Origin of the sequence: Pseudomonas sp. Y24-6, assembly GCF_020295325.1 — a bacterium.
Classification (GTDB): Bacteria; Pseudomonadota; Gammaproteobacteria; order Pseudomonadales; family Pseudomonadaceae; genus Aquipseudomonas; species Aquipseudomonas gregormendelii.
This window is the reverse complement of sequence record NZ_JACBXG010000003.1, coordinates 509,447-521,862: the sequence shown is the minus strand read 5'-3', so window position 1 is coordinate 521,862 and position 12,416 is coordinate 509,447. Positions and strand designations below refer to the sequence as shown.

Below are 12,416 nucleotides of genomic sequence, written 5' to 3'. Positions count from 1 at the left end.
ACCAGACCAGTTCACGACGCTTAGCCAGGGCCGCTTCGCAAGCGGCCTGCTCTACAGCAACTGACGGTGCACCGCTTCTTGCAGCGTGCTGCGGGCAAGGGTTTGCACCACTTCGCGAGTGTCTTGCTGGAAAGGCAGGGCAACGATCAACACCAACTGCATCCAGGTACGCACCGACTCGCTTTTACGAATGCGCCCAAGTTCTTTACCGTCCTTGTCCTTGAACACCGTTTCCAGGGTAAACGTGTTCTTCGCCGTGCTGGGAATGATGAACATGGTCAAACCGGTCACAACGGCGGAGGCGACGCTGAACTGTTCATTGTTGTACAGCGTGGCTTCGGCGTAGATGTCAGAGTCAACCTTGTCGGAAGTCACCCGCGAAAAGCGCCCCGACTCTCGGAACGCATCAACAATGGCCGATTCCCACAGGGCAGCTGGAGCGCCGGCAACCGTCCGCCCCTCCCCGCCGTTGGCCTGATAAAACGCGGTGGCGCGCACGAACGTCGTCGGCTTTTGCTGTGCAGCATCTGCTGTGAGTGGCCAGGCCTGTAAGGGCGGCAGTTCATGCATCGAGTACGATGCGCACCCTGACATCAGAATGACTGACAGGATGAAGGCGTGTTTGATGTATACAAGCATGTGGTTCTCCTTTTAGTTACTGTTTTGCCAAGCGCGCAGTCGCGGTATCAAGCAGCGTTGAGACCAGTTCGCTCAATTGTTTGGCACCCATGGTAGGTGCCCAGTGTTCGCGTCCGTAAATGCCGACATTGCGCTCGAACTTGACCTGTTCCTTGGAAGTCGCCAGCGTTTTTCCGTCCCGGTCAACGATCTGCAGATCACCCGCCAAGTCGAAGCTGTCTACGTCGATGGGCCCATTGACCCAGATCCACAGCGTCAGTGTGAGCAAGGCGCCGGGGAAATAGGCGGGATGCGGAGTTCGACGACCTTTGAGCGAAGTCATATTGAAGTTGAGCACCACATCGTTTTCACCTAAACGGGTGGGGTATTCGGTGATTTGCTTGAAGTAGCCGCCTTTATCCACGTATTGCTTGATCTGCGTGGTTAGCGAACGACTGATGGAGGTACGTGTAGCAGCGTCCATGTCCGGGACGGAGACCTTTACGTCGGCGAGTTGTGCAGTACGCGGGCTGGCAATGGGGGCGGGATGTGTGGGTTCCCCGATTGGGCCGGTGACATTGTAAGAGACACAACCGCTCATTGTTAGAATGGTGATTATGGCTGTGAGTTTTGAGAAACTTTTAAACATGGGTAATCCTACAACTTTACGAAATTTTCGTTAAAACGATTTTATTCTCAATGAAAAAAAGCTGAAGACCCCTATCGATAGATCACGGACGCAGCCGTAAGTACAGCGACCTTCAAGATATAAGCTTGGGGACTGGGCAGCGCCGCAGAATTATAGTTGGGTCAACCCTTCAGACCATCCAGGTGTTTTTTGACACCTGGATTAAAGTCCATCACTTCAGGAGTATTGCTGCACCTTTTTCACCGATTTCAAACAGTTATTTACTCTCTTTAGCTATAGTACCAAGCGCAGCATCCTTCACCAGATAACGACCTTCAACATCGTTCAGTACTTTCAGGCTGTTCCGGGCCATCACCACACCCACCTCCACTTCCTGCTTCAGATAAATGACTTCACCAGCCTTGGCAGTTACCGTAATTTCCGCCCAATTTTCAGCTTTGGAGCTGATCACGTGCTGCCCTGGCGTTACATAAAAGTAAATGTACTGGTTACCTCGGTTGTAACCCATTTCCGAATCCGCTTCCTGGTCGTCAAGGAAGACATTGAAGCGGACCATCATCCCGGCATTGCTCGGCCGGACTACATAGACCAGCCCCTTATCCGCAACAGGTGCTTTAGGTAGAGAGTACTGTGCTACTTCCGCTTGCATCGCCTCCATTGATGGGGCAGAAGCACAGCCGTAAAGCAGTGCGATCGAGACAACAGCTGTAGTTTTTGAGATTAACTTGATCATGTGAATCGTCCTTTTTAGTTAAACGTTAAATGAAAGGCTCATATAAGCAATTCAGTTACCTGCTACAAATAATTCCATTTCGGCCAACAGAATATGGGCTCCCGCGTACGGGGATACCGCGATTACTGAAACTACGCGAAACCGCACCTATCCCTGCAGGCACGGAGAGTCTAATTATTTAACTGCCTGTTTCAACCTAGACATAAACGCTTCATATTCAAAACTCCACCCCCTTCAACAGGCGGATATATTTCAGTTTCAACAGGCGTACGAGGCTCATGCGATACTCCAGGTAGCTGATTACACTCGACCACCAAGATCGATTACATCACTTGTGTCGGAAGACTGCCTTTGACTCTAGGGAACGCGCCACCTTCACGACTATCATGTTTCTGGAGTGCCCGACCAGAGGGTGAAAAGCGCCAACATCAGATCATGTTGAGTTCTCGTAGTCTTTTCTCGGTCACAAACTCCAACTCTCCACCACCCACCTTAGACCCATCTGAGTAATAGGAATGACCACAGACGTTACACTGGTAAGCCAGCAACCCGTTATATCTACCGATAAAAATACGCATCCCATCGGATTGACACCTAGAGCATTGCTTATCAGTTTCCACAGTTATCAACGCTTCCATTGTGTCACGTAGAAATCTCGCAATAGACTCTGCCTCATTAGCCTGATATCCAAAAATCACTTTTTTAAATTGAGCTATATCGCTGGGCAGAAATGACGAAAACTCAACGGGCATCAAATTCTCATCCACATGCGAAAACTCATCAATCCCATAGGTCGAAAACGGCTCAACCGTGAAGTATTTGTAGTTCCCCCTAAGCCACGAAAGAACCATCCCGAGAACCTCCTTTAAAGATGAATTCTCATCCAGCATCGTCACAGCCAACTGAAGTTCACGCCACACATACACAGGGAGAGATCGCATTAGTTCACTGCCTTAGCTGGGAAAGCCGTTATCAAATTGCCTGCCTTATCGGTAAATACTTTTATCACAGAGGTAGGAATACCTCCATCTTTCAGCGTAGTAGTTCCGATGGCTCTGCCCGTATCAACAGTCCTTACAAATTGACCATCTGGTAGCGCAGTAACAGGCGACTTAACGACTGAGCCGCTCTGAAGAACCCCCTTCAACTCATTTGGGCTAATAGTAAAAACAGAGCGGGAATTGGATACTTCTACGTCGAAATGACCTTTCAAAACGTGATCAAAGCCCGCAGATACAGGTTTTCCAGTATCACGGAGCGGAGTAGTTTTCGTGCGCCCATTGGCAATATTTATACGAGATTGCACACGACCCGACACAGGTATTACAGCTTCACCTGCCGCTTTTGCACCACCGATACCACCAGGCCGCATCCCCCCAAGCACGGTACCCAGCATTGCTCCAGCAAAGGCAGTAGAAAATCTGGAATCGTCACCATCTCTAGCGGCTGCGAGTTCGGTAGCGATTTCAGAACCAGCAGAAATGTTACTGTTGGTGATCAGTACGCCAACGATGGCGGCCTGATTGTATTCGCCACGGGCTTTCAGATCGTTTGCCAATGCCCTAAGCTTTGGATCATCCTTCAAAAGTTGCGTCGACAACGCGTCACAACCCGTCGGATCGCTTTGACAGAGCGAGCTCAACTCTTTGTTTCTGTTCTCATCAAGCTCGGCGTAACGCTCCCGAACCCTGTTTTTACCCTCTTCAGTCGACTGACCGTCGACCTCTCGAAGCATTTCTACGACTTCTTTGTGATTCAGGTAGTTGTACTGCGTAGCGTTCTGCGCCACCCACGCCCCGGTTTGCAGGCTGTCGCCATCCGCATCCCGCTGCGTTGCCGCCGCGAGCACACCCACCAGTTGCGAGGTCATGCTCAGCAGGTTTTCGTTTCCACCTACCAACCTATCGAGCTGGACGACCAAGGCTTCGTTGGCGCCTGCCGCGAGTGCGCCGGTCTTGAAGTCGCCGCCGCTGACTTGCGCCAACAGGCCACCGACCATGGCGTGAATCATCACCTTGGACGGACTACCATCGACCGACGGGATGTAATCCCCCACCACATTAAAGCTGGCCGCCGCCAAGGTATTGAACAGGGTGGTTTGGAGGGCGCTGCCCAGATCACCGCCCTGCCCCATGATCTTGTTCAGCGCCACCGAGGTGCCGTTTTGCAGGCCCTGATTGGCGGCGAACTGGCCGATACCTTTCCACTAATTCAGGTTGGTGGTGACCTTGCCCGTGACGGAGTCAGTGGTGGTGCCGGTCCAATTGTCGAAGTAGCCAGCGGTCAGGCCCGCAGTGGCGCCGGAGACGAGGTAGCCTTTCAGCGCACCGCTGGACGTGACATCTTTTACAACGGCACCAAGATTGCCCTGGTTGTTGATCGTACTGATCGCAGCGCCGCTCGCAGCCGAGGTCAACACCGCCGTCGCCGCTACGTTAGCCCAACCTGCTGCTGTGGCAGCTCCGGCAGCAGACGTGCCTGCTGCTGCCATGGCCGTTCCCGACCCCGCAGTGGCTCCCGCTGCGGAGCCCACTGCGCCACTCGCGGCGCCGGCAGTCAATGCGGTCACAATGATGATGATTGCCAGCATCGCGCCTTGGCCAAGACTCGAATGGCTGTACTTGAAGCTGTCGTGGGCTTCCTGGACCAAACGCCAATCCACATCCCCACGCTGCTCCGCATCCTTGAGCCAGGCCAGGTTCGGATCGGCCTGCACCATGGCATCAATGGTCTCGCCCACCGACTTCTGGTCGATGGCCTTGAGGTCGATGTTCAAGCCGTTCGCGGCGTTGATTGCCATCTGCCCCTGGGCCACCAATTGGCTCTGGCGCAGGGTTTCATCGGTGTTGCCTTTGCCCGAGGCGGAGTTCCAGGCCAGGTCGCCTTTGCTCTTTTCGTGGCTCTCCTGGTGCATGTCCTTGACGGCTTCGAAGGTGATGCTGCCGCCACTTTGCAGGGTCAGGTCGTTGCCGCTGTCGAGCTTGGCGCCTTGGTAAAGCTGATCCCCGCCGCTGACCAGCGTGAGGTCGCCACCGGTGTTGATTTGGCTGCCGATGTGCTTGATGTCGGTGACTTCGTCACGCTGGGTTTCCTTGCCGCCCCAACCGCCCTTCTTTTCCTTGTCGTACAGCGAATAGTCGCTGTCTTGGGCGGCCAGCAGCTGCAGGTTGCCGCCGGCGACCAGGTAGGCTTCCTGGCCGGCGGTGACGGTGCTGGCGATGAGCGTGAGGTCCTGGCCGGCGCCGAGGGTGACGTTGCCGCCGGCGTTGAGGCTGGTGCCGACCTGGCTGACGTGGTCTTCCTGGGCTTCGACTTTGTGGGTTTTGCTGTAGCTGTGGTCTTCGTTGGCGGCGGATGCCAAGGTGAGATTATTGCCGGCGTTGAGGGCGAGGTCGCGCTGGGCGTCCAGTTGGCTGGCGACGATGGCGAGGTCGTGGCCGGCGTTGATGGACAGGTCGCGGCCTGCTTCGAGGCTGGCGCTGTGTTGGGTGATGGTGAGGTCGCGGTTTTTGCTGCCGTGTTCGTTGCTGTTGAGTTGCGTGGCCGAGCCGAGGGTGACGTCGCGGCCGGCGCTGATGCTGGTGTCGCGGCCGCTTTGCAGGACGCCGCCGAGGTTGTCGAAGTCGCGGCCTGCGGTGATGGTGAGGTCGTTGGCGGCTTCGATGCGTGCGGCGTTGTCGACGAAGTCGCGGTGCTGGGTGTTGAAGCCGTTGCTGCTGTCGTGGCCGGTGACGGTGCGTTCGTTGCTGATGTCGCCGGTGAGGCTGGTCAGGCTGACGTCGCGGCCCTTGATGATGCCGCCGGCGTGGTTGGTGAGGTTGTTGCCGGCGAGCAGGTCGAGGCGATTGCCGGCCTGCACCAGGCCGCTGTTGACCAGGTGGTTGCCGGCCATGGCGGCGAGGTTGCCGGTGGCCTTGAGGGTGCCGGCATTACCGAGGTTGTGCCCGGCGATCAGGCTGACGTCCTGGCCCTGGATCAGCGCGCCGTTGGCGGCCAGGCGGTTGTCGGACTGGGCCAGGTACAGCACCGGGACCATGACTGGCTGGCCGTCGACGATCGCGGTTTCCAGCCAGACGATGTCGTGGGTCAGGGCCGCTACTTGCTCGGCGGTGAGGCTGACGCCCAGCGACAGCATCAGCGAGTCCTTGCTGGCGATGGCGTTGTCCATCAGGTAGCGGAACATGTCTTCGTCGGAGGTCAGGCCGTCGAGATAGCGCTGGCCGGTGTGGGCGACCACGGCCTGCTGGATCAGCTGCTGCTCGTAGAAGCCGTCGCCCAGGCGCTTGGCGCTGTCGTCGGGGTTGTAGCCGAGTTGGCTGAGCAGGTAGTCCGAGCTCATGAATTGCTTGAGGTCGGTGAGTGCCGGGTTGGTTTCGATCAGGTATTTATGCGGCTGGGATTGCCCGGTGTTGCCGGGCAGGCCCTGGACCTTGGCCACACTGACCGCGCCAGCCAGGTTGCCGGACGGGTCGGCGCTGATGTCGCGCCCCTCGGTACCGGGTATGGCTTGTTGCCGCTCGGCCGCGCCGACGCTGGCCTCGCTGAGGTTCCAGCTGTGCGGGCCGGTGTCGCCCTGGGTACTGCCCTGGCCACTGAGGCGGAACAGGCCGTTCTGCCCGGTGGGCAATTCAAACCCTGGCAGCGCCAGTGGGTTGATTTGCTGTTGTGCCAGGTCCGGGGGCAGTTGCTGGTTGAGGGTCACGCGGGTGGAAAATGCGTTGCCTGGGGCGCTGGTGTTGGTGCTCGGGCCACTGCCGACGTACTCGAAGCCGGCACGCACCACGCTGTTGTCGAAGTCGTTCTGGGTGGTGATGTTGACGTTGCCGCCGGCCTGGATAATCGCGGCATAGCGTTGGTCGCCGGTGCTCAGTTGCGTCACGCGACCAAACTGCGGCAGTTCGGCTTCGGTGGTGCCGATGAACTGGCTCATGGCCGCCCCCAGGCCGCCGAGGTTGCCGGCGTCGTAGCCGTTGCCGTGCAGCCAGTAACGGTCGGTGAACGCCTGGGCCATGTTGACCCAGCCGCTGCCGTTGCTGGCGCGTTGGGTACGAAACACGCGCACGGTTTCGGTATCGGAGGTCTGCACGCCGGTGTTGGTGAGGTTGTTCAGCGTGGCGCTCAGGTTGCCGCTGGTGGCGATGGTGCTGCTGTGGTTGAGCAGGTCGCCGCCGTTAAGAATCAGGTCGCCACCAGCGGTGATGCTCGACGCGGCACTGGCGGCGGTGACTTGCAGTTTTTCGCGCTGCACGATTTCCCAGACGCGGTTTTGTTTGCCGCCGCAGTCGCCGGCGTTGACGCCTTCGATGCAGGGGATTTGTTCGATTTTGGCGGTGTAGATGCCCTCGTCAGAGATAGTCAGTAACGCACGGATGTTCTTGATGGTGCTGGCGGCCAGGCTCATGCGGCCGTCGCTCTGCATCAGGCCGGAGCTGTTGACGATGCTGGCGGCCCAACCACCGTCGCCGTCACGGTCGATGTCCAGGTCGCCCAGGCTGTAGAGGCTGGCGTAGCTGTTGGTCAGCGATGCGACACGCAGGCCCATGTCCCAGCCACTGAAGATCAGGCCGTGATCATTGAGCAACGCTGCCGTGGTGAGGGTGAGGTCCTGGCCGCTGCCCAGGGTGCCGTAGTTGTTCACGGCGCCGGCCTGCAGCATCAGGTCGGCGCTGGAGGTCAGGCGCCCGTAGTTGTTCAGCACGCCGGCGACGGTGATCAGGCTGTCGCCGCCGCTGGCGATGCTGGCCTCTTCAGGCAGGTGCAATTGCCCGGTGCCCAGGGTCAAGTCACCCCGGCTGCTCAGTCGACCCTTGCCGGTGTAGAGGCCTCTCAGGCCCAGGTCCAGGCTGCCATCGCTGGCGATCAGGCCGTCGTTGCGCCAGTTCACGCCGGTGCCGATCAGGCTGTTGGCGGCCAGCAACTGGCCGCTGGCGCTCTGGGTGAAGTCGTTGACGTTGACGCTCAGGCGCCCGGCCTGGATGACGCTGCTGTTGGTCCACTGGTCGGCCGTGAGGGTCAGGCCGCCCCGGGTGATGAGGTCGCCGCCGGCATTGATGACGTTGGCGGTGGCGATGTCGAAGGTGCCGTCGCCAACGTGCAGCACGGTGCCGCCGGTGTTGAGGAAGCTGCCCAGGCCCAGGCTCAGGTCGGTGTTGGCGCTTTCCAGGGTGCCGTGGCGGTTGTTCAGCAGGCCCGCGATTTGAAAGCGGCTGGCGCCTTGGGTACCGAGGGCGCGCAGTTGACCGTCCTGGTTGTCCAGGTGGGCGGCGGCGATGTTGAGGGTGCTGTCGCTCTCGAGGATGCCTTGGGCATTGCTCAGGGCACCGGCCAGGCTGAGGTCGATCTGTTGAGCGGCGATCTGCCCTGCGCGGTTGTCCAGGTCGGCGCCGTTGACGCTGAGGCGTTGTGCGGCGTAAAGGCCGCCACTGCGGTTATCGAAGTGGCCGGTGTTGAGGAGCACATCGCCCGATTGAGCGGCAAGGCGCCCGCCCTGGTTGTCGATACTGGCCGTCGTCAGGTTCAGGCGCTCGGCCTGGATGGTGCCACCCTGGCGGCTGATCCAGTGGATGCCGTTTTGCAGCCAACCGCTGAGGGTGGCGGTCAGTGTGGCGTGCAGGCTGGCCAGGACGCCGCCGCGGTTATCGAGGTTGCCGGCGTTGAGGTTGAGGTCACCGTCCTGGGCGAGGATACGACCTTGCTGGTTGTCGATATCACCGGCGACGTCCAGGGTCAGCACGCCCTGGCTTTGCAGGGTGCCTTGGTCGTTGCTCAGGCGTGCGGCTTGCAGTTGCACATTGCCGTGCTGGCTGTAGATCAGGCCGTCGGCGTCGTTTTGCACCACGCCCGTGGCGGTCAGCGTCAGCAAATCGTTGGCGGCGACTGTGCCACGCTGGCGGTTGTCCAGGCCGCCCGTCAGGAGGGTGAACAGCCCTTGGCTGGCGAGTTGGCCGCCCTGGTTATCGACTTGGCTGGCGCTCAGGCGCAAACGCCCGGCGCTGGCGAGTTTGCCCTGGGTATTGGTCAGGGCGCCGAGCAGGTTGAGGGTGACGGCGTTGTTGCCGATCAGGCTGGCGCTGCTGTTATCCAGCGCGTCGGCGGTGATGCTCAGGGCCTGCGCGGCACTGATGGCGCCACTGCGGTTATTGAGGGTCGACGCTTTTATAGTCAGGGCAGCACCGCTGTCGATCTGGCCGCCCTGGCTGTTGTTAAACTCAGCGTCGACGGTCAGTGCCTGAGCGGCGGCGCTGGAGAGGATTCCGCCGTTGCGGTTGTCGAGGCTGCCGGCGTTGACCGTCAGATTGTGCTGACTGACCAAAGCGCCGGCATCGCTGTTGAGCAAGGCGTTTTTGACGGCTATTTCAAGGTTACCGTTGCGGCTGGAGAGCGTGCCGTTATTGCGGTTGTCCAGGTTATGGGCGTTGACGACCAGCCCTTCCCAGCCGGAAATCAGGCCGTTCTGGTTGGTCACGCCAAGGCCGTCGAGCGTCAGGTACTGGCTGCTGATCAGCTTGCCGTTGTGGTTATCGAGGTGGCGGCCGGCGAGTGCAAAGCTTTGCTCGCTGGAGATCTCGCCGCCTTGGTTGTTCAGGTCGCGCAGCTGGTGGATGCCCAGCGCACCGGCGGTGGTGATCAGGCCACCGGCGTTGTTCAGGTCGCCGCCCGCCGTGCCGAAATCCAGGGCGATGGCGCTGCCCAGTAGCGATCCGCCGTTCTGGTTGTTCAGCGCGGCAGTCTGGATATTGAGGCGCTGGGTGGCGTTGATCAGGCCGTGAGCCTGGTTGTCCAGCAGGCCGTCGACGTTCAGGTCCAGGGTGTCACGGCTGGTGAGGGTGCCGCCCTGGTTATTGACGCTGGCGGCGCGCACGTCGAGGGCCGACGCGGCGATCAGGCCTTTGAGGTTGCCCAGCGCCTGCTCCACGCGCACGGTCAGTGCCTGGTTGCTCAGCAGTTTGCCGTCGCTGTTGTCCAGGCTGTTGGCGGCGAAGGTAAAGGCTTGGGCACTGGAGATTTCCCCACCCTGGTTGTTCACTTCGTTGAGGTGGCCGAGCATCAGCAGCGGTGCGCTGATCAGGCCGTTCTGGTTGTTCAACTGGCCGTGATTGAGGTTCAGGTTCAGCGCGCTGTTGCTGAACAACATACCGCCTTGTTGGTCCAGGCCGGTGACGTTGGCGGTCAAAGTCTGGTCGCTGGCGATGCGGCCGGTGTCCTGGTTGGTCACCTGGGTGGCCGTCAGTTCGAGGGTATCGCTGCTGGTCAGGTGCCCGCCCTGGCTGTTATCCAACGCGCCCGTGCCGAGACGCACAGGGCCCTTGCCACTGATGTTGCCGCGCTGGCGGTTATCCAGGCTGGCGCTGTGCAGACTGAGGCTGGCGTCGGCGACCAGTTGACCGCCCTGGTTATCGACCACGCCCAGGCTGGTCAGGCTGAGTGGACCGGCACTGGACAGGCTGCCCTGGCGATTGTTCAGGCTCGCGGCGCTCACCATCAGTGCGCCTTCGCTGTTGATCGAACCGCCGAGGTTGGTCAGGGCACCGTCGAGGCGGATATCCACTGCCGACAAGGCACTGACCGCCCCGCCGCCGTTGTCCAGGGTCTGGCCGGCCAATGAGACACGGCCCTTGGCCTGCAGCAAGCCCTGGTGTTGGTTGAGCAATTGCGCGACGCCAAGGCTCAGGTCCGTGCCGGCTAGCACCTTGCCGCCGTCACTGTTGTTCAGTTGCTGGCCGCTCAGGTTCAGCGCCGCCGAGCTGGAAAGCTCACCGCCTCGGTTATCCACCGTATCGACCTGGACGGTCAGCACGTTGGCTGCGCCGAGCAAGCCGTTGTGACGGTTATCGAGCGTGGTGCCGGTGAGGTTCAGGTTGCCCTGGGCGATCAATTCACCGCCCTGGTTGTCCAGGTGCGTCACGCTGAGATCAAGATCGCCGGTAGCGCTGACCCGTCCATCCTGGCGGTTATCCAGGTGACCCACCTGCGCCTGGAGCGGGCCGCGACTGTTGATCAGGCCCTGTTGGTTGAGCACTTGGTCCGCATGCAGGGCAAGGCTGTTGTGGCTGAGCACCCGCCCTTGCTCACGGTTGTCCAGCGTTGCGGCACTGACCTGCACGCCGTTTTGCGCACTCAGCGTGCCGCCACGGTTGTCCAGGGTTTGGCTGACGCCTGCGTCCAGGTTGCGACTGGCCGTCACGCTACCGCTGTTGCGCAGGTGCTGCGTACGGAGGCTGATATCGCCGACGCTGTTGCGGCTGTTGTCGGCGTTGATGCCGGCTTCGATGATGCCGCTGTTGGTCAGCTGGCCACCGGCGCTCAGGCTGATGCGATCACGCGCAGCCAGGCTTTGCCGGTTGCTTGAGGCGCCGCTGGTTTTAACTTCCAGTGAGGTGCCGGCGTAGACCGGACCTTGCGCCTCCAGGCTCGCCGCCTGGACGCTGATGCCTTGGCTGGACGCCGCCTGGGACAAGGTCAAATGACCATTGGCATCGATCTGGATATCGCCACCGCTGGCGGCCAGGTTGCCGGCCAACCGTACCCCGACACCGGCTTCGGTGCCCACCAGTTTGATAGCGCCGGCGTACATGCCACCCAGCGCGGTGGAGTCGATGGCCAGCTGTGGCTTGACGCTGCCGTCGTCCGCACGCGCCGTGGCATTGAGGGTCTGTGCGTCAACGTCGTTGCGGCCCGCGATCAGGGTCAGGTTGCGGGCATTGATCTGCGCATTGAGCCTGGCCGTGCGGGTGATGATCTCGAAGCTGTCGACGTTGCCGGCGTTCAGCCCCGCCCCCTCGACGCTCACGCTACCGCCATCGACCTGAAAGTGATCGAGGCGTCCGTTGTTCAGGATCGGGGTGCCGGTGGTGAGGGTGGCACGTGGGGTGTTGATGAAGCCGCAGCCGTTACAACTGATGCCATAGGGGTTGGCGACGATGACGCGCGCCGATGGCCCCGCGACTTCGGTGTACCCGCGCAGGTGGCTCGGATTACCGCCGTTGACTTCATTGAGAATGGTGCTGGCCGCCGAGCCCTGCAGGTGCGGGTTGCCGAGAATGATCCCGCCCAGTTGCGTGGCCTGGGTGCGCGTCGTGGCGTTGTTGAGGATCACCCCGTTGGCGCCGACGTTGTAGTCGCTGAACTGATTGTGCGACAGGCCACTGACATTGGGCGCGGCGATGTTGACGATGGGCACGCCATTGCCGGCCTGGCCCAGTGAGGTGCCGGGGCCGCTGACCACAATGCCATCGGCCTGCACCAGCAGCGGCTGCCAGAACAGCGCATTGGCCAGGATCAGCGCCAGGCCGCGCTTGGGCAGGCCGCAGAAGCGTTCAGGGCTTGCAGGGGCGGCAGATGGCTGGTGGGCACGGTGGGCGAAGGGACGGGTCGGCATATCAATCTCGATGCAACAGGGCGTTGTCGGCAGTGGGG

6 protein-coding genes are annotated in these 12,416 nt (G+C 60.4%); all 6 read right to left on the bottom strand.

Features of this window, described 5'->3' with window-relative positions; genetic code table 11:
- Positions 1-51 precede the first annotated feature (51 nt).
- Positions 52-639 carry a hypothetical protein gene (locus HYI44_RS08695; RefSeq protein ID WP_225569181.1) on the bottom strand — a complete coding sequence of 196 codons (588 nt, stop codon included), beginning with the start codon at positions 637-639 and terminating at the stop codon, positions 52-54.
- Between the two features lie 16 nt (positions 640-655).
- Entirely contained in the window at positions 656-1,267 is a 612-nt protein-coding gene (locus HYI44_RS08690) for a hypothetical protein (RefSeq protein WP_122838128.1), read from the bottom strand.
- 256 nt (positions 1,268-1,523) lie between these two features.
- Positions 1,524-1,916 carry a DUF2846 domain-containing protein gene (locus HYI44_RS08685; RefSeq protein ID WP_225569217.1) on the bottom strand — a complete coding sequence of 131 codons (393 nt, stop codon included), beginning with the start codon at positions 1,914-1,916 and terminating at the stop codon, positions 1,524-1,526.
- A gap of 512 nt (positions 1,917-2,428) precedes the next feature.
- On the bottom strand, positions 2,429-2,851 hold the full coding sequence (locus HYI44_RS08680; protein WP_225569180.1) for a hypothetical protein: 423 nt from the start codon (positions 2,849-2,851) through the stop codon (positions 2,429-2,431).
- A gap of 89 nt (positions 2,852-2,940) precedes the next feature.
- The gene (locus tag HYI44_RS29370) at positions 2,941-4,197 is read right to left on the bottom strand and encodes a DUF637 domain-containing protein (protein WP_318653928.1); all 1,257 of its coding nucleotides are present in this window, start codon (positions 4,195-4,197) and stop codon (positions 2,941-2,943) included.
- A gap of 9 nt (positions 4,198-4,206) precedes the next feature.
- Positions 4,207-12,378: a hemagglutinin repeat-containing protein gene (locus HYI44_RS08675; RefSeq protein ID WP_318653925.1), complete on the bottom strand. Its 8,172-nt coding sequence runs from the start codon at positions 12,376-12,378 to the stop codon at positions 4,207-4,209.
- Positions 12,379-12,416 lie beyond the last annotated feature (38 nt).